Raw genomic sequence first — 17,888 nt, forward strand, 5'->3', positions numbered from 1 at the left:
TCGACCGGTTAGTGAGCAGGGCTTAACACCAAATCAGACTAATCAGGGAGGTGGTTAGTACTAGGTTGCAAGGTGGTGGCGTGGCAGGATGACAAGAGACTGGATGGTGGCGCTGTAGTTGAACATTTTCAGGTAACGCGGCGCACTCTGGCTGACAAGCGGCATCGGTGAGGATAGGGAGAATTACATGAGAAATTGTCTGGTGATGGACGTGGCGGGCTATGATGGATTCCTGTCTGGCGCCCCTTGCATCAATGATGCTGAGGGCTGCACTCATGCGTAATTGTCTGGTGATGGGAGCGGCAGGCTATATCGGTTCCTATCTGGTGCCTCACCTGCAAGCCCTGGGTTACAGGGTGATTGCCGGGGCGCGCCGTCCCTGTCGCTTGCCTGAGGGGGTGGAGTTTCGACTCGCCGACAGCCTCAAGCCGATCACCTTGCTGCCTGCGCTGGCGGGCATAGATACCGTCTTCTATCTGGTGCATGCCATGGGGGCGGGGGCAGATTTTCACCGATTGGAGCAGCAGGGGGTAAAGAACTTCGCTGCCGCCGCCCGTGCTGCCGGGGTGCGCCGTATCATCTATCTCGGGGCGATCCAGCCCGAGCAGTGCAACAGTCGCCATCTCAACTCCCGCCGCCACTGCGGTGAGCTGTTTCGTGACTCGGGTGTGCCGACGGTGGAGCTGCGCGCCGGCATCATCATCGGGCCCGGTTCGGCGGCGTTCGAGGTGATGCGGGATCTGGTATTCAACCTGCCGATGATGGTGACGCCCAAATGGGTGCGCTCGCGCACGCCGCCGATTGCGCTCTCCAACCTGTTGCACTATCTGGGCGGGCTGGTAGAGGCAGACGAGGTGGATGGGCTCATCTTCAACGCGGTCGGCCCCGAGCTGCTCAGCTATCAACAGCAGTTGCAGAAGTTCGCCGCCCATATCGGCAAGCGCTGCCCCATCATTCCCATCCCGTTTCTGAGTCCGCGCCTCTCCGCCTGGTGGCTGCAGTTTGTTACCTCGGTGCCGCAACCGGTGGCCAAGGCGCTGGTGGGGGGCCTCAAGCACGATATTCCGGCCGACGATGGCCCGCTGCGTGCCCTGCTGCCGCAGACCCTGCTCAGCTTCGACGAGGCGCTGGCGGAGAGTTTGGCGCTGGAGCAGAAGCTGGGTGCCGAACAGCAGGGGCAGGAGACGCCCCTTGGCCTGCGCTGGCGCCATCCCGAATATGGTTTCTATGACCGTACCGCCAGCGGCGAGGCCATCTGCCTCGCCTCCCCCGAGGTGGTGTGGCAGGTGTTGCAGCAGTTGGGGGGTGAGCAGCGCTACTTCTACATGAACGAGCTGTGGGTGGTGCGCGAATGGATGGATCATCTGATCGGCGGCCCGGCCCGCACCCGTGGCCGCACCAATCCGGATCGCTTCGTGAAGGGTGACATGCTCGACTCCTGGCAGATCCTCGGGGTGGATGAGGGGTGCAGGCTCGATCTCTTGTTCAACATGAAGGCCCCGGGCGTCGGGCGGTTGGAGTTCAACATCCTGCCGGAGGAGTCTGGCCTGACCCGCATCCGGGTCACCGCTCACTGGCATCCGCAGGGCGCCTGGGGGCTGGCCTACTGGCTCGCCATGCTGCCGTTCCACCTCTTTATCTTTCAGGGGATGACCGAAGCCATCGCCCGTCAGGCTGAGGCGAGGGCAGGTATCCCGGTGATGGATTAACCCCTCTTCACACCATCCCCGCTGATAGAGTGCCCCGTTCGGGGCACTTTTTATGCGGCGGCCATGCCCGGTTATGGCAGATAGTGGTAGGCGTCTCATGGCAAAGGCTGGCATCATGCCGCGGTCTTGTTTACCGCGGATAGATAATCAGTCAGAAAAAGAAGGGATTATGAAGAAAAAACCGTCAATTTTGGGGGGCGCCTGCATCATTGCCAGCGTCTGCGTGGGGGCCGGCATGCTCGGTCTGCCGAGTTCGGGGGCGGGGGCCTGGACCCTCTGGTCGGTGCTGGCGCTGACCGTCACCATGGTGATGATGACCCTCTCCGGCTGGATGCTGCTGGAATCCTTCCAGCACCACGATATGCGGGTCTCCTTCAATACCGTGACTCGCGAGCTGCTGGGGGAGAAGCTCAATCTCCTCAACAACCTCTCGGTCTACTTTGTTGGCGGCATTCTGCTCTACGCCTATATCACCTCCTCCGGTGCCATCCTGCAGGGGATTCTGGGGATCGACAGCAAGCTTGCATCCGTGCTGTTTGTGGCGCTCTTTTCTGCGGTGGTGTGGCACTCGACCCGCGCCGTTGACCGTATTTCGGTGGTGCTGATCGCCTTCATGATCCTCAGCTTCGCCCTCGGTGTGGCCGGTCTGCTCGGCAGTATCAAGCTGCCGACCCTGCTTGATCTGGCGGGCAGCGAGAGCCGCTACGCTCCCTATGCCATGGCGATGCTGCCGGTAGCGCTCACCTCGTTCGGCTATCACCACTCGGTGGCCTCCCTGCGTGCCTATTACCAGAATGAGCAGCAGGCCAGATGGGCCATTCTGGGGGGAACCCTGATCGCGCTGGCGCTCTACGTGCTCTGGCTGCTGGGGATCTTCGGCAACCTGCCCCGTCAGGATTTTGCTCCCGTGATTGCCAAGGGGGGTGATGTGAGCGTGCTGCTCTCCGCCCTCTCCGGGGTCATTGAATCGGAGAAGGTGGCCAGCGCCATCAACGGCTTCTCCATGGCGGCCATCCTCTCCTCCTTTATCGGGGTGGGGCTCGGGGTGTTCGACTATCTGGCTGATCTGTTCAAGTTCGACAACAGCCGCGCCGGTCGCTGCAAGACCTGGGCGGTCACCTTCCTGCCGCCGCTGCTGCTCTCCCTGCTCTTCCCGTTTGGCTTCCTGCTGGCCATCGGCTATGCCGGTGCCGCTGCCACCATCTGGACCTGCATCATCCCGGCACTGCTGGTGCTGCGCACCCGGGCGCGGGCCGAGCGGGGCGAAGTGACACCCCACTTCGTTACCCCCGGCGGCAAGCTGATGGCCTGGCTGCTGATCCTGTTCGGATTGGCGACCGCGCTGTTCCACTTCCTGTCGATGGCAAATCTGTTGCCGGTCTATCTGGGCAACTGAGTCAGGTCTACAGCACTGACAGAAAGGGCGGCAAGGCCAACTTGCCGCCCTTTTTTCTCCATTTTTACCCCACACAGCAGGATCTATAACTAAAGTGGTAGGTGTGAGTGGGGTAAGGTGCTGAAATAACTGGTCTGATCTGGCTAACGGCAGCATGATCTGCTGGGAATGCCCCCTGCTTTCTTTTATGATCCCCGCCCTTCTGCGTGCCCCCTGTCGGCACCTCATTTGCACCAACCACATCGGGGTCCCCCATGTCCGATCTGCGTCAAGAAGCACTCGATTACCACGCCCTGCCCGTACCGGGCAAAATTGCCATCGCCCTGACCAAGCCTGCCGAAACCGCCCGCGATCTGGCGCTGGCCTACAGCCCGGGGGTTGCCGAGCCGGTGCGCGAGATCGCCGCCAACCCGGCCGATGCCTACCGCTATACCGGCAAGGGCAATCTGGTGGCCGTCATCTCCAACGGCACCGCCATTCTGGGTCTGGGTAATCTGGGGCCGCTGGCCTCCAAGCCGGTGATGGAGGGCAAGGCCCTGCTGTTCAAGCGCTTCGCCGGTATCGACGCCATTGACATCGAGGTGAAGCACGAGACCAGCCAGCAGTTTATCGACACGGTGGCGGCTATCGCCGATACCTTCGGTGGCATCAATCTGGAAGATATCAAGGCGCCGGAGTGTTTCGAGATTGAAGAGGTGCTGATCGCGCGCTGCGACATTCCGGTGTTCCACGATGATCAGCATGGTACCGCCATCGTCACCGCCGCCGGGCTGCTCAACGCGCTGGAAGTGCAGGGCAAGCAGATCAGTGACAGCCGCATCGTCTGCATGGGGGCGGGGGCTGCCGCCACCGCCTGCATGGACCTGCTGATCAAGTGCGGCGCCAGGGCGCACAACATCTTCATGCTGGATCGTCAGGGGGTGATTCACACCGGCCGCAGCGATCTCAACAAGTACAAGCAGCGTTTCGCCAACGAGACCCCGCTGCGCACCCTGATGGATGTCATCGAAGGGGCAGATGTGTTTGTTGGCGTCTCCGGCCCCGATGTGCTGCCCGTTGAAGCGGTCGCCCTGATGGCGCCCAATCCGGTGATCTTCGCCTGCTCCAACCCGGATCCGGAGATCAAGCCTGCGCTGGCCCACGGGGTGCGCAGCGACCTCATCATGGGCACTGGCCGCTCCGACTACCCGAACCAGATCAACAACGTGCTCTGCTTCCCCTTCATCTTCCGCGGTGCCCTCGATGCCCGTGCCAGCCGCATCAACGATGCCATGAAGATTGCCGCGGTCGAGGCGATCCGCGCACTGGCCAAGGAGCCGGTGCCGGCCGAGGTGCTGACCGCCGCCGGGGTCAGCGAGCTCGCCTTCGGCAAGGATTACGTTATTCCCAAGCCGATGGATGCCCGTCTGCTGCCGCGCGTCGCCCGCGCCGTGGCGCTGGCGGCGGTGGCCTCTGGCGTCGCCCGCATCGAGCTGCCTGCGGACTACATGCTGTAATCCGGCGTTGCAAACGGCCCCATAGCGGGGCCGTTTTTATCTCTGCTTCTGGCGACAGCCAGAGACGCCAGCCGGGTAACAGGTTGGGGCATATGGAGGCAAATCGGGTGCAAAGGTGGTCAAACAGCGCTCTCCTCTGACACAATATTGCCACTATGACGCTAACGAGAATCAAGATGCAGCAGCCTGTCAGCGGCCGTTTGGCCCACGCCCTCTCCTTCTTGCGCCATGATGGTCGCCACTTTGCCCAGTTTGTCTGGGGCCGTTTCCAGCAGGACAGATTGACGGTTACCGCCGGTTATCTGGCCTATGTCACCCTGCTTTCGCTGGTGCCGATGATCGCCGTGGTCTTTGGCATGATGTCTGCCTTCCCGGTGTTCCAGAGCCTCAAACAGGCGATGGAGCAGTTCGTCTACCACAACTTTGTGCCGACCGCGGGCGATATGCTCAAGGAGTACATCGACGGTTTCGTCGCCAATGCCACCAACACCACGGCAGTGGGGATTGGGGCGCTGGTGGTGGTGGCGTTGATGCTGATCTCCGCCATCGACAAGAACCTCAACTACATCTGGCGTTCGACCCAGGGCCGCCCGCTGGCGCAGGCCTTTGCCATGTACTGGATGATCCTGACCCTGGGGCCCGTGCTTATCGGGGCCAGTATCGCCATCTCCTCCTATATCTTCTCGCTGCGGCTGTTTGGCGCCGAGAGCCTGTTCGGTATCGGTTATCTGCTGTTGCGCGGTTTGCCGTTCCTCTTCTCGGTGCTCACCTTCCTGCTGGTCTATACCGTGGTGCCGAACTGCAAGGTGCGGCTGATCCACGCCTTTATCGGCGCGCTGGTAGCGGCGACCCTGTTCGAGCTGGCCAAGCGCGGCTTTGCCATCTACATCACCAACTTCCCCTCCTATCAGGCCATCTACGGCGCGCTGGCCACCATCCCGATCCTGTTTGTCTGGGTCTATTTGAGTTGGCTGGTGGTATTGCTTGGCGCAGAGACCACGGCCTGCCTCGGTGAATATGAAAAACCGGCGAGCGAAGAGCTGGGCTAAGCCATCGCCTTGGCCACCGGTTTATTGGTAGCATCGACGACCGCCCCTGTGAGGGGGCGGTCGTTCTGTTTTGAGAGGAGAGGGATGTGATTGCACTGATTCAGCGGGTCTCCGAGGCCAGCGTGACTGTCGAGGGGGAGGTGACCGGCGCCATCGGTCAGGGATTGCTGGTACTGCTCGGGGTAGAGCAGGGGGATGACGAGGCCAAGGCCGACAAACTGCTGCACAAGGTGAGCGGCTATCGGGTCTTCTCCGACGAGAATGGCAAGATGAACCTCAATGTCAGCCAGATCGGCGGCAGTCTGCTGGTGGTCTCCCAGTTTACCCTGGCGGCCGACACCAAGAGCGGGATGCGCCCGAGCTTCTCCTGCGGCGCTCACCCGAGCGAGGCCGAGCGGCTCTATGACTATTTCGTGGCCAAGGCTGCTGCCAGCGGCATCCCGACCGCAACCGGGCGCTTTGCCGCCGACATGAAGGTGGCGCTTGTCAACGATGGCCCGGTTACCTTCTGGCTACAGGTCTGAGGATGCCTGATCCCGCGGTATGACGTGGACAATCACGTTGATGAGCCCTGCGACCGGATAGGGGGTAGCCGGGCCAATCCACTGCTCAATCAGTGTCAGGGCGTGGGTTAGCTCCAGTTCGGTGCGCGGCAGCAGGTTGATCACCAGGGTGCCGCAGAGGCGGGGAGCCAGCGCCCGGTAGAGCCGCTCCTGAAACAGCAGCAGCGGGTTGCCATCCTGACTGAAGAGATCGAGCAGGATGAGGTCGTACTGCTGCTCACTCTGCTCGAGAAAGGCGAGGGCATCGGCCTGATGGAGTGCCGGAGCGGCGCGTTCATCGCTCTCCTGATGCTGGAAAAACTGCTGATAAACGGTCAGCACCTCTTCGTCGAGGTCAACGCACTCGTGGCGAGCATCGGGCCAGCGCTGACTCAGATGGCGGGTGAGATCGCCGCCACCCAGCCCAAGTTCGAGAATCTGCTCAGCCCGCTCCGGCAGCAGGCAGGCGATGACCCGTTGATGGGGCAGACAGAGGGTCGCGGGGTTGGCGAGCAACATAGCGGATTGCACCACGCCGTCTATCTCCAGCCAGCGGTGCTGGTCATTTTCCTGTACCGTGAGGCGGCGCTGGGGTTTGACGCTGAGGTGCAACAAGTGATCGGCTTGGTACGCTTGCAGATTGAAGTCCATGAATTTGCACGGCAAGATGGTTTCCGACCAGTGTAACTCAAGGATGAAACTATGTACCGGGTAGTCACCCCTCAGACAGTCGCCGAGCTGGGTACTTACTGCAAGCTGCGCTGGAAACGTCTGTGTAAGCCCTTCCATCTGCTAGTCGGCGCAAACTCAAGGATCGCTTTATGTATCGGGTAGTCACCCCTCAAACGGCAGCCGAGCTGGATGCCTACTACCAGTTGCGCTGGGAACTTCTGCGTAAGCCCTTCAATCTGCCGGTCGGTTCCGAGCGGGACGAATACGACACTGTCGCCATTCACCGGTTGATGCTGGCACCCGATGGCACCCCCATCGCGGTGGGCCGCCTCTTTATCGGCGGCGATGAGGCGCAGATCCGCTTTATGGCGCTGCGTCCGGAATATCGCGGTCAGGGGCTGGGTGCCAAAATGGTGGAGGATCTCGAGCAGCTGGCCCGCAGCGAGAAGGTGAAACGGCTGGTGATGAACGCCCGTCAGGAGGCGGTGGAGTTCTATCGCAAGTGCGGCTTTCTCGAAGTGGGGGGCGGCCCCGTCTCCTTTGGTCGGATTCCCCATCGCCAGATGATCAAATCCCTGAGCCCGTTGCAGACTATCCAGTACCGGCCGGAGTGGTGTCAGGATCTCACCACCCGCTGGTCGCGCGGGGTACCCATCAGCGAGAAGATGGGGATGCACATCAGCCACTACGATGGCCAGGCTTTCCACCTCAAGGCCAATCTGGCGGCCAATTTCAACGTGCATGGCAGCATGTTCGCCGGCAGTGTCTACAGCCAGTGCGTGCTGGCAGGCTGGGGGTTGATCTGGTTGCAGCTTAAAGAGGAGGGGCTGGTGGGCGAGCCGGTGCTGGCCGAGAGCTCCATCAAATATCATGGCCCGGTCGATGAGGAGCCCGAGGCGCGAGTAGCCCGCGAGGGGATGCCCGCTGTGCTGCAGCCGCTCAAACGGGGGGAGCCTGCCACCTTCAGCCTCAAGATCCAGCTGTTCAGCGGCAGCAAGCTGGCGGCGGAGTTCTGCGGTCACTATGTGGTGCAGCCGCCCCGCCGTCCGGGCCAGTAACCGCGTCGTTTCCCCATCAAACAACAAGGCCTCATCATGAGGCCTTGTCTGTTTTTACCCTCGCTGGCTGTCGCTTGTCTGCCCGGCTTGGGTCTGCACTTGGGCCTGGTTTTGGGCTTTCGTTGCGGGAGCCGGTCGCCAGAGCGGGGCGCTGTTGCCTTGCGGCGGATAGCGTACTCCCACTTCCCAGCCGCAAGAGTCCTGCTTCTGCGGGAAGCTCCAGGCCAGCGTGGGTTCCGTCAACGGCCCGCGCCACTGGCCGAGCAGCTCGGCGCAGCGGTTGCCGTTGAGGATCCCCAGATCCAGCTGCCACTGCTCGTTGACCAGATCGATCCCACCTTGCAGCGCCAGTAGATGGGTGATGGTGGAGGCGCCAGCCTGCTCGACTTGTAGTTGCCCCTTGTCGATCTTGCCCTGCAGCTTGATGCGGTAGAAGGGGGTGTCACCCTCCTGCATCGCCTGCCACAGCTGTTCCGGCGTCAGGGTGGGCGGGGTCGCTCCCTTGAACCACTCATCCAGCAGCGGATCTATCTTCACCTTGTCCCAGAACGGCTCGTCGGCATCGAGGGCAAAGCTGCCCTGCAGGGTTTGGCGCCACTCGCCTGCCGTTTTGCCATGTTCGGCTTGCAGATCGGCGCTCACGTCCGCCTTGCCAGCGAACGAGACAGGGGAGTGGAATATCTTGCCCCACTGCTGCAGATCCAGCTTGGTTGCCTGCAACTGCAGGCGGCTGCTCTGGCCCGGTTCGCGGCCCCACTGACCACTCAGGCTGAAGGTGCCCTCATCCGGCAGCGAGCTGGTGAGTTTGCCCAACTGCCACGAGCTGGGGGTCAGCTCGCCATCCAGTTCACCGTTGCGGGCGCTGAGGCCATCCCACACCAGCTCGAACCACTTGCTCTCGATACGGGCACGGCCGAGCAGCGGGCCGGGCTGGTTATTGCGCAGGGCGAGATCGCTCAGATAGAGCTGCCAGCCGGTCAGCGACAGAGGGATGGAATCGTCGAAGGAGAGCACCTTGAGCTTGTCGAACGCCAGCTTGCGGATATCCACCTGCTGCGGGCGCCAGCTCTGCCAATCCTGCCACCACCCTTGCGGCAGGCTGATATCCATGCCGCTCAGCGCCACGTCTTTCAGGGTCAGCTTCTGCTGCAGGGTATCGAGGGAGAGCTCGACATTGAACTCCCCTTCATAGGCCTTGCCCTGTAGTTCGCCGTCGATCTGTTGGGGCGAGAAGGCGAGCTTGCCCTTGATCTCCTCCAGCTGGAACAGGCCACGACCCATGTCCCCCAGGGTGCCGCTCAGATAGCCGGTGGGCTGGCTGCCCGCCTGCCAGTTGAAGGCGGTGAGCTGGCCGCTGAAGTTGTTGAAGGAGAGCTCCTGATTGATGTCGTTGAGGCTGACGCCGTCCAACTGACCGCGATCCAGCGACACGCTTTGCAACGGGAAGCGCTGCGGGAAGCCTTGCTGTGCCAGATCACCCAGCTCCACCCGCATGCCGCGCGCCTTGAGATCGTGCAGTTGCAAGGTTCGAGCGGGCCAGTCCAGCACCATGCCGGTCTCCAGCAGACCGTCGAACAGGTTGGTCACCAGCTTGTCGCTGCGCAGCACTTCTCCTTCCAGCCGTCCTTGCAGGTTGAGACGGGCGAAGGTGAACTGCGGGGTCTCCAGCTGGCCGATATTGAGGCTCAGGTTGGCCTGTGGCTGCCGTTTCGGATCGATCAGCTCCCAGTCGCTCAGGGTGGCATTGAGGCCGCGCAGGGTCAGCTCGGGGCTTTCCAGACTGAGCCTGTCTATGGTGCTGTCGCTGATGGTGAGGGAGTGCACCGGCAGGCTAGGCAGTTGGTTGGGCAGCGGCAGCTTGATGGTCGGGCGAATGAGATCGAGATGGGCGATGCGCACGTCGCGGCTCAGCCAGTCGATGCTCTCGATCTCCAGATAGATCTTGTCGAGGGAGACCGCATCGCCGTAACGCACCTGCTCAGCCAGCAGGGTGTAGGGGTGCAGCGGGTTGAACACCAGTCGCCCTATGGTGACCGGCACGCCGGTCTGCTGGCTGATCCAGCTGGCGATGGGGCCTTTGGCGCGCTCGGCGTCGAACAGGCCGAGGGCAACCCAGACAAACAGCAGCAGGAAGGCGAAGGTGTAGAGCAGGCCGCGTAGCCAGGAATTCATGGGTGCTTTCCTCCTGTTTTGGGGTGTGTTGTCAGGCGTTTGAGTAGTGGTCTCGCAGACCGAGCCAACGCCGTATCAAGGGGGCGACATGGCTTATGTGCCTATCCATAAGGACATGTGCCCATCTTCTTCATCTACCTCGATCAGGCATTGGAATAGTGATCCCGTAAGCCGAGCCAGCGTCGTATCAAGGGTTCGACATGGCTCGGATGCCTATCCATAAGGAAGCGCGCCATTTTTTGCACCTGTGGAATAAGCGGCTGATCCCGCACCAGATCGGCGATCTTGAGGTCGGCCAGACCGGTCTGGCGGGTGCCGAGCAGTTCCCCCGGGCCGCGCAGTTCCAGATCGCGCTGGGCGATCAGGAAGCCGTCGTTGGTCTCCCGCAGCACCCCGAGTCGGCTCTGGGCCGTCTTGGACAAGGGGGCATGATAGAGCAGCACGCAGTGAGAGGCCACCGCACCCCGGCCAACCCGGCCGCGCAGCTGGTGCAACTGCGCCAGCCCGAGCCGTTCCGGGTTCTCGATGATCATCAGGCTGGCGTTGGGCACATCCACCCCCACCTCGATGACGGTGGTGGCGACCAGCAGTTGCAGTATGCCTGCCTTGAACTCCTCCATCACCCGCTGTTTCTCGACCGGGCGCATCCGGCCGTGTACCAGCCCGATATGCAGGCCGGGCAGCAGGTTTTGCAGCTCGGCGGCGGTATCCTCGGCAGCCTGACACTCCAGCACCTCCGACTCCTCGATCAGGGTGCAGACCCAGTAGGCCTGCTTGCCCTCGGTGCAGGCGAGCTTGACCCGCTCGATCACGTCGCCGCGACGGCTGTCGGGCAGCGCCACTGTGGTGATGGGGGTTCGGCCCGGCGGCAGTTCGTCGATGACCGAGGTGTCGAGGTCGGCATAGGCGGTCATCGCCAGGGTGCGGGGGATGGGGGTAGCGGTCATGATGAGCTGATGGGGATGCACCCCTTCCCGCTCCCCTTTCTCGCGCAGGGCGAGGCGCTGATGCACCCCGAATCTGTGCTGTTCATCGATGATGACCAGCGCCAGACGCTGGAACACCACCTGCTCCTGAAAGATGGCGTGGGTGCCCACCACCATCTTGACGCTGCCATCTTTGATCGCGGCCAGCGACTCTTCCCGCGCCTTGCCTTTCTGTTTGCCCGCCAGCCAGCCGACTCCGATGCCGAGCGGCTCCAGCCACTTGGCAAAGTTGATGGCGTGCTGTTCCGCCAGCAGCTCGGTCGGCGCCATCAGCCCCACCTGACAGCCGTTGCCGATTGCCTGCAGGGCGGCCAGCGCCGCGACCAAGGTCTTGCCGGAGCCCACATCCCCCTGTACCAGCCGCATCATGGGGTGGCTCTGTTGCAGATCCTTGCTTATCTCGGCCACCACCCGGCTCTGGGCGCCGGTGGGCTTGAACGGCAGAGCGCCGAGCAGTTGTTCAACCAGCGCGGGCGCCGGTTTGAGGGCGCGGGCCAGCTGGGTTTGTGCCTGAGCACGCACCTTCAAGACCGAGAGGTTGTGCGCCAGTAGCTCCTCCAGTACCAGTCGCTGCTGGGCCGGATGTTGGCCGCTTTCCAGCAGTGGCAGTGCCACTGAGGGGGGCGGGCGGTGCAGCAGCTTCAGGGCGGCGGACAGCTCAATCTGCTGGGGATAGAGGCCGGCGGGCAGCAGCTCCTCCACGCCATAGAGGTCAAGCTGGGCCAGCGCCTGATCGGTGAGGTTGCGCAGGGTGAGCTGGCGCAGCCCTTCGGTAGTCGGGTAGACGGGGGTGAGCGCCTCTTCGGTCTGGCCGGCCTGCTCCTCGCCGAGCAGCTTGTACTCGGGATGGGCCATCTCCAGCCCGTATTTGCCGGGGCGAACCTCGCCAAAGCAGCGGAGCAGACGGCCCGCCGCCAGACTGTTTTTCTGGGCGGCGGTGAAGTTGAAGAAGCGCAGGGTGAGGGTGCCGGTACCATCGCTGATGCGACAGACCATCATGCGGCGGCGCCCCATCACCAGCTGAGTGTCCTGGATTTCGCCCTCGACGGCGCCGTGCAGGCCGGGCGGCAGATCGCCGATGGGCCACACCTGGGTGCGGTCCTCGTAGCGCAGGGGAAGGTGGAACAGCAGATCCTGTACCGTGGCCAGCCCCAGCCGCTCGAGCTTCTCCAGCATCTTGCTGCCGACACCCTTGAGGCTATCGAGAGGAATTTTATCCAATTTCATCAATTAGATGCCCGAAAACACTGTAAATATGTCCAGATGATAGGGGTTGTTGAGGGGCCGATGCAAGCCGAGTTGCTGCTGGCAGGGCCGCCAAGGCGGGGGAAACGGCGGATATAACAAAGGCCTGCCGAAAACGGGAGGCCTTTGTGTGGCTGCCAACAGGCAAGGTGCGGGCGCATGGCGCCCAGGGTCAGATGATGCGCTTGAGCAGTAGGTGGGCCTTAACCCGGTGGATCCGTCCCAGCAGCTTGCGCACCTGTTCCGGGTAGTCCTGGATCTGTTCCACCTGATCGAAGTGGCTGATCCGCTTGGTGTTGGTCAGGATGTTATCCCGCTCCGCGTTGAACTGAGGGCGCAGCAGGTGGCGACGATCGTGTACCAGCAGGCCGTTCTCCAGATCCAGCGCCCAGGCGCGGGGGTTGAGGTTGTTGCCGGTGAGCAGGGCCCACTCGTCATCCACGAAGATCCCCTTGAGATGGTAGGAGTTGCGCTCGCAACACCAGAGCATCAGGTTGAGGCAACCGTCGTCGATGTGGCGCTGGTTGCGCTCGGCAAACTTGCGCAGGTTGGTCTCGTAGAGATAGGGCAGGCCACCGATGGTGGAGAACTTCTCTTCCGGCGGAATGAAGAAGTCGTTGGCGGTCTTGTCGCCCACTACGATGGTCACCTTGCAGCCGCGCTGCAGCAGATCCTCGATATCCTTGCTCAACTCCTTGGGCGGGTTGAAGTAAGGGGTGCAGATGAAGATCTCCCGCTCGGTGGCGCGCACCAGATTGCGGATCATCAGGTTGAGCTGATTGTTGCGCTTGCCCAGACCCACCATGGGGGTGACAGCCACTTCCTGAGTGTTGACCGGCATGGTGCTGAAGCGGTACTGGCTCTGGCGCAGGTTCTGCTTGAAGCGGCGGATCGGCCCCTTCAGCTGTTTGGCGCTGGGGATATCGCTGTGATCCAGTCGCTGCACCGCGTCGCTCTTCACGAACAGGTCATCCACATAGTTGACCATGCTGCGGGCCAGCTCCGGGCTGGTGATCTGGTGATAGCGATCGAAGCGGTAGCGATCCTGCTGGTGCAGGTAGATGTCGTTGAGGCTGGCACCGGAGTAGAGCACCACATCATCAAAGATGAAGCCCTTGAGGTGCAGCACGCCGAGCAGCTCGCGCCCTTTGACCGGCACGCCGTAGATTTCGATCTGGTGCTCGTGTTCGGCAGCCACGGCCTGATACATCAGGTGGTTGCCGCCCTGCTTGCCTTTGCCGATCAGGCCGCGCTGGGCACGGTGGAAGTCGACAAACAGCTTGATGTCGAGGGCCGGATTGCGCTGCTTGGCGGCGTAGAGGGCGGAGAGGATCTCCCGGCCTGCTTCGTCATCCTGCAGATAGAGCGCGACCAGATAGATGCGCCGGGTGGCACTGGCGATAAGCGCAAGAATGCGGCGTTTGAAATCCTGGGCGCTGTAGAGCACTTCAAACTGATCCGCTGCGACGGCGATCTGGGGCAGGCGCGCCAGCAGTTGTCGATAATGGGCCGATGAATGCATAGATAAACCTGAAATCACGGGGTTAAGCGTTCCACTCGGAGCGATGAATAGGCGATTCTAGCAATCTCGCCCTCTCAGCCAAAGAAAGAATCATCAGAAAGATGAAAAAGGCCTCACGAGTGAGGCCTTTTTGTCAGCATTTAGCCCTTGTCAGAGGAAGCTGTAGATGATCATCGCCATCACGCCGCCAGTGGTGCCGATGATGGTTTCCATCACGGTCCAGGTCTGCAGGGTCTGCTTCTCGGTCAGGCCGAGGTAGCGGTTCGCCAGCCAGAAACCGGAGTCGTTGACGTGGGAGAGCACGATGGCACCGCCGCCGATGGCGATGGTGACGGCAGCCAGCTGGGCACCGTTCAGGCCGAGCGGCTCCAGCATCGGCAGCACCAGACCGCAGGCGGTCAGCATGGCGACGGTGGCAGAGCCCTGAATCACCCGCACCGCAGCGGCCAGAATGAAGGCCAGCGCGACTATGGGTAGACCGGAATCGGCCAGCATGTTGCCAAGGGCAGCACCCACACCGGAATCAACCAGTACCTGCTTGAAGACGCCACCGGCACCGGTCACCAGAATGATGACACCGGCAGGCTGGATGGCGCTGTTGCAGACGCTCATCACCTCGTCACGGGACATGCCGCGGCGAATACCCAGCAGATAGAAGGCGGCCAGACAGGCGACCATGATGGCGGTGAAGGGGTGACCGATGAACTCCAGCCAGTTGTGCAGGGTGGAGCCCGCCTCGACGAAGCGACCGACGATGGTCTTGAGGCCGATCAGCAGCAGAGGCAAACCGATGAGGCCCATGGCCAGCCCGAAGGAAGGCAGGGATTTGCTGTCATCGTGGACACTGTTCTGGGCATCGGCAGGCAGCGGCACATCGACGATCTTGCTGATGAAGTCACCGAACAGCGGGCCCGCCAGGATCAGCGCCGGCACGGCGGCGATCAGGCCGAACAGGATCATGTAGCCGAAGTCGGCACCCAGCTGGGAAGCCACCAGAATCGGGCCCGGCGCCGGAATAAGGAAGGCCTGGCAAGTGGCGATACCCGCCAGCAGGGCGATACCAATCTTCACCACGCTGCCGCCACCACGACGGACGATGGCGAAGGCGACGCCGATCAGCAGCACCACGGCCACGTCAAAGAAGAGCGGCAGGGCGCAGACAAAGCCGGTCAGTGCCATGGCCCAGTTGGCGCGCTTTACGCCGAACTTGCCGAGCAGGGTGTGGGCTACCCGGTCGAGGGCACCGGTCACTTCCATCACCTTGCCGAACATGGCGCCCAGCGCCACCACCACGGCGACGAAACCGAGGGTGCCACCCATCCCTTTCTGGATGGTGTTGGCGATATCGGCCGGGTTCATGCCAGCGGCGAGACCCGCCACCATGGAGACCAGGATCAGGGCTACCACGGCGTGGAGCCGGGCCTTCATCACCAGGAAGAGCAGCAGCACAATCGAGCCGGCGGCTGTCATGATCAGGGAGAGGTCAGACATTGTTATGCGTTCCTTTTTCCAAGTTCAGTCGTGACACCTTGCCGATCCGTCGGCAAACCATATCTTTATGATTTATTTAGATTTATGGCAAGGGCTCAACATCATATGCCCAGGTGACTATGGGTTTGCTCAGTCTGTGGCAGACTTCACATTTTCAATCGTTACCGGTAACATGTTACCGGTAACGTGTTAGATTAGAACCCATCAACAGCTGGTTTTTTGAAAAGTGGGACAGAGGTCAAATTATGGCGGGTAAGTGCATTATCGTGATGGGTGTGTGTGGTAGCGGCAAATCCAGCGTGGGTCTGAAAGTGGCCGAAGCGCTGGGCGCCAAGTTTATCGATGGTGATGACCTGCACCCCAAGGCCAACATCCAGAAGATGGCTGGCGGCAACCCCCTCAACGATGAGGATCGTGCCCCCTGGCTGGAGCGGATCCGCGACGCCGCCTACAGTCTCGAGCAGAAGAACGAGACCGGCATCATTGTCTGTTCCGCCCTCAAAAAGAAGTACCGCGACCAGATCCGCGAAGGCAACGAGTCGGTCAGCTTCATTTTCCTCGATGGCAGCCAGCCGCTGATCCTCGAGCGGATGCGTGCCCGCAAGGGCCACTTCATGCGTGAAAGCATGGTACAAAGTCAGTTCGATACTCTGGAGCGCCCGGATGGCGAAGCCGGTGTATTCCACATTGATATAGACGGCACCTTCGAACAGGTGGTTGACCGCGCCGTCACAGCATTGGAGCAAGCCCAATGATTCATAAGGTAATTTCCGACGTCACTGCCCGCATCCGCGAGCGCAGTGCCGCCCGCCGTCAGGCCTTTATGGCCCGCATCCAGCGTCAGGCCGAGCAAGGCAAGACCCGCGCCGCACTGGCCTGCGGCAACCTGGCCCACGCCGTGGCCGCCTGCAGCAGTGACGAGAAGGGTCGGATCCTCGACATGACCCGTGCCAACGTCGGTATCGTCACCGCCTACAACGACATGCTGAGTGCCCATCAGCCCTATCAGGGCTATCCGGATATCATCAAGGGCGCGCTGGCCGAACTGGGCCACAGCGCCCAGGTCGCCGGCGGCGTGCCCGCCATGTGCGATGGCGTGACCCAGGGTCAGCCGGGAATGGACATGTCCCTCTTCTCCCGCGACCTGATCGCCCAGGCGACCGCGCTGTCGCTCTCTCACAACACCTTCGACGCCACCCTGCTGCTCGGCATTTGTGACAAGATCGCTCCGGGTCAGATCATGGGGGCCCTCTCCCACGCTCACCTGCCGACGGCATTTGTTCCTGCCGGCCCCATGGCGAGCGGCATCAGCAACGACGAGAAGGTGAAGGTGCGTCAGAAGTACGCCGCCGGTGAAGTGGGTCGCGATGCCCTGCTGGAGATGGAGTGCGGCGCCTACCATGCGGCAGGCACCTGTACCTTCTACGGCACCGCCAACACCAACCAGCTGGTATTCGAGGCCATGGGCCTGATGCTGCCGGGCTCCGCCTTTGTGCATCCCCATAGCGAGCTGCGCCGCGCCCTGACCGCCGAAGCGGCCCGCCGTATCAGCGCCATGATCCCGGGTTCCCCGGCCTATCGCCCGCTGAGCGAGGTGCTGGATGAGCGCTCGCTGGTCAACGGTCTGGTGGCCCTGCTCGCCTCCGGCGGCAGTACCAACCACAGCATCCACATGGTGGCGCTGGCCCGCGCGGCCGGTCTGGTACTGACCTGGGATGACATCAGCGATCTCTCCGACGTGGTGCCGCTCTTGGTTCGCATGTACCCGAACGGCCCGGCCGACGTCAACGCCTTCGAACAGGCAGGCGGCGTGCCCGGCCTGATGCGCCGTCTGGCGCAAGAGGGGCTGATCCACATGGACGCTACTCCGGTCTTTGGCGAGATGCAGGATTACCTCAGCCGTCCGGCACTGGTCGATGGCCAGCTGGTATGGCAGCCGGTGGGCGAGAGCGGCGATGCGAGCGTGTTGTCGCCTTCCGGCAGTGTATTCCAGGCCACCGGCGGTACCAAGTTGCTGGCGGGCAATCTGGGCCGCGCCGTGGTCAAGGTCTCCGCCGTGGCTCCCGAGTATCGGGTGATTGAAGCCCCGGCGCGGGTTTTCTCCTCCCAGCATGCGGTGGAAGCGGCCTACAAGGCGGGCGATCTCAATCAGGATGCCGTGATCGTGGTGCGCCACAATGGTCCGGCCGCCAACGGCATGCCGGAGCTGCACAAGCTGATGCCGGTGCTCGGCAACCTGCAGAAGGCTGGTTACAAGGTGGCGCTGGTCACCGATGGCCGCCTCTCCGGTGCCTCCGGCAAGATCCCGGCCGCCATCCATGTCACTCCGGAAGCGCTGCACGGCGGGGCCATCGGCCTGCTTGCCGATGGCGACCTGCTGCGGGTTGATGCGGTAAACGGCAGCCTCGACTGCCTGACCGATTTGAGTGGCCGTACCCAGGCCGAGATTGACCTCACTCCGGAACAAGAGGGGTGGGGCCGTGAACTGTTCAGCGTGATGCGTCGCGCGGTATCGAGCGCCGAGTGCGGCGCTACCATCTTTGACTAAGG

13 protein-coding genes are annotated in these 17,888 nt (G+C 62.3%); 8 read left to right on the forward strand and 5 right to left on the reverse strand.

Going from position 1 to position 17,888, the window contains the following annotated elements; all coding sequences use genetic code 11:
* Positions 1-275 precede the first annotated feature (275 nt).
* The 5 genes from ACTG2G_RS11950 (at position 276) to dtd (ending at position 6,174) form a co-directional block, all read left to right on the forward strand.
* Entirely contained in the window at positions 276-1,709 is a 1,434-nt protein-coding gene (locus ACTG2G_RS11950) for a DUF2867 domain-containing protein (RefSeq protein ID WP_439985467.1), read from the forward strand.
* 169 nt (positions 1,710-1,878) lie between these two features.
* A complete protein-coding gene (locus ACTG2G_RS11955; protein WP_100652317.1) occupies positions 1,879-3,105 on the forward strand; it encodes an aromatic amino acid transporter in 1,227 nt (408 codons plus the stop codon).
* A 254-nt stretch (positions 3,106-3,359) separates the two neighbouring features.
* Entirely contained in the window at positions 3,360-4,601 is a 1,242-nt protein-coding gene (locus ACTG2G_RS11960; RefSeq protein ID WP_439985468.1) for a malic enzyme-like NAD(P)-binding protein, read from the forward strand.
* Between the two features lie 176 nt (positions 4,602-4,777).
* Complete coding sequence (locus ACTG2G_RS11965; protein ID WP_005340664.1) at positions 4,778-5,650, forward strand: virulence factor BrkB family protein; 873 nt, start codon at positions 4,778-4,780, stop codon at positions 5,648-5,650.
* Between the two features lie 86 nt (positions 5,651-5,736).
* Positions 5,737-6,174: a D-aminoacyl-tRNA deacylase gene (gene dtd, locus ACTG2G_RS11970; RefSeq protein WP_033138812.1), complete on the forward strand. Its 438-nt coding sequence runs from the start codon at positions 5,737-5,739 to the stop codon at positions 6,172-6,174.
* On the opposite strand, the gene ACTG2G_RS11975 is transcribed toward dtd, so the two are convergent.
* Positions 6,163-6,843 carry a spermidine synthase gene (locus ACTG2G_RS11975; protein WP_042081703.1) on the reverse strand — a complete coding sequence of 227 codons (681 nt, stop codon included), beginning with the start codon at positions 6,841-6,843 and terminating at the stop codon, positions 6,163-6,165. The genes dtd and ACTG2G_RS11975 overlap by 12 nt on opposite strands.
* Positions 6,844-7,013: 170 nt before the next feature.
* On the opposite strand from ACTG2G_RS11975, the gene ACTG2G_RS11980 reads away from it, so the two are divergent.
* A complete protein-coding gene (locus tag ACTG2G_RS11980; protein WP_421251043.1) occupies positions 7,014-7,922 on the forward strand; it encodes a bifunctional GNAT family N-acetyltransferase/hotdog fold thioesterase in 909 nt (302 codons plus the stop codon).
* A 54-nt stretch (positions 7,923-7,976) separates the two neighbouring features.
* Here ACTG2G_RS11980 and ACTG2G_RS11985 read toward each other — a convergent pair whose 3' ends face one another.
* From ACTG2G_RS11985 to gntU, 4 genes are all read right to left on the reverse strand, one after another.
* Entirely contained in the window at positions 7,977-10,094 is a 2,118-nt protein-coding gene (locus tag ACTG2G_RS11985) for an AsmA family protein (RefSeq protein WP_439985469.1), read from the reverse strand.
* 143 nt (positions 10,095-10,237) lie between these two features.
* Entirely contained in the window at positions 10,238-12,307 is a 2,070-nt protein-coding gene (recG, locus tag ACTG2G_RS11990) for an ATP-dependent DNA helicase RecG (protein WP_421251045.1), read from the reverse strand.
* Between the two features lie 190 nt (positions 12,308-12,497).
* Positions 12,498-13,847, reverse strand: coding sequence for a CDP-diacylglycerol--serine O-phosphatidyltransferase (gene pssA, locus ACTG2G_RS11995; RefSeq protein WP_421251046.1), 1,350 nt, complete (start codon positions 13,845-13,847; stop codon positions 12,498-12,500).
* A 150-nt stretch (positions 13,848-13,997) separates the two neighbouring features.
* Positions 13,998-15,338, reverse strand: a complete 1,341-nt coding sequence (gntU, locus tag ACTG2G_RS12000; RefSeq protein ID WP_005355418.1) for a gluconate transporter — start codon at positions 15,336-15,338, stop codon at positions 13,998-14,000.
* Positions 15,339-15,583: 245 nt separating this feature from the next.
* Between gntU and ACTG2G_RS12005 the strand changes: the two genes are divergently transcribed.
* Both ACTG2G_RS12005 and edd read left to right on the forward strand, forming a co-directional pair.
* Positions 15,584-16,093, forward strand: a complete 510-nt coding sequence (locus ACTG2G_RS12005; RefSeq protein ID WP_005340649.1) for a gluconokinase — start codon at positions 15,584-15,586, stop codon at positions 16,091-16,093.
* Complete coding sequence (gene edd, locus ACTG2G_RS12010; protein ID WP_439985470.1) at positions 16,090-17,886, forward strand: phosphogluconate dehydratase; 1,797 nt, start codon at positions 16,090-16,092, stop codon at positions 17,884-17,886. The genes ACTG2G_RS12005 and edd overlap by 4 nt, the downstream gene beginning before the upstream one ends.
* The last annotated feature ends 2 nt before the right edge of the window (positions 17,887-17,888 follow it).

It is taken from the genome of Aeromonas sp. 55A (assembly GCF_051919665.1).
GTDB classification, from domain to species: domain Bacteria; phylum Pseudomonadota; class Gammaproteobacteria; order Enterobacterales; family Aeromonadaceae; genus Aeromonas; species Aeromonas veronii.

What these genes read in the sequence shown, in the direction of transcription:
- ACTG2G_RS11950 (WP_439985467.1), top strand. Translation starts at nt 276, where the DNA reads ATGCGTAATTGTCTGGTGATGGGAGCGGCAGGCTATATCGGTTCCTAT.
- ACTG2G_RS11955 (WP_100652317.1), top strand. Translation starts at nt 1,879, where the DNA reads ATGAAGAAAAAACCGTCAATTTTGGGGGGCGCCTGCATCATTGCCAGC.
- ACTG2G_RS11960 (WP_439985468.1), top strand. Translation starts at nt 3,360, where the DNA reads ATGTCCGATCTGCGTCAAGAAGCACTCGATTACCACGCCCTGCCCGTA.
- ACTG2G_RS11965 (WP_005340664.1), top strand. Translation starts at nt 4,778, where the DNA reads ATGCAGCAGCCTGTCAGCGGCCGTTTGGCCCACGCCCTCTCCTTCTTG.
- ACTG2G_RS11975 (WP_042081703.1), bottom strand. Translation starts at nt 6,843, where the DNA reads ATGGACTTCAATCTGCAAGCGTACCAAGCCGATCACTTGTTGCACCTC.
- ACTG2G_RS11980 (WP_421251043.1), top strand. Translation starts at nt 7,014, where the DNA reads ATGTATCGGGTAGTCACCCCTCAAACGGCAGCCGAGCTGGATGCCTAC.
- ACTG2G_RS11985 (WP_439985469.1), bottom strand. Translation starts at nt 10,094, where the DNA reads ATGAATTCCTGGCTACGCGGCCTGCTCTACACCTTCGCCTTCCTGCTG.
- recG (WP_421251045.1), bottom strand. Translation starts at nt 12,307, where the DNA reads ATGAAATTGGATAAAATTCCTCTCGATAGCCTCAAGGGTGTCGGCAGC.
- pssA (WP_421251046.1), bottom strand. Translation starts at nt 13,847, where the DNA reads ATGCATTCATCGGCCCATTATCGACAACTGCTGGCGCGCCTGCCCCAG.
- gntU (WP_005355418.1), bottom strand. Translation starts at nt 15,338, where the DNA reads ATGTCTGACCTCTCCCTGATCATGACAGCCGCCGGCTCGATTGTGCTG.
- ACTG2G_RS12005 (WP_005340649.1), top strand. Translation starts at nt 15,584, where the DNA reads ATGGCGGGTAAGTGCATTATCGTGATGGGTGTGTGTGGTAGCGGCAAA.
- edd (WP_439985470.1), top strand. Translation starts at nt 16,090, where the DNA reads ATGATTCATAAGGTAATTTCCGACGTCACTGCCCGCATCCGCGAGCGC.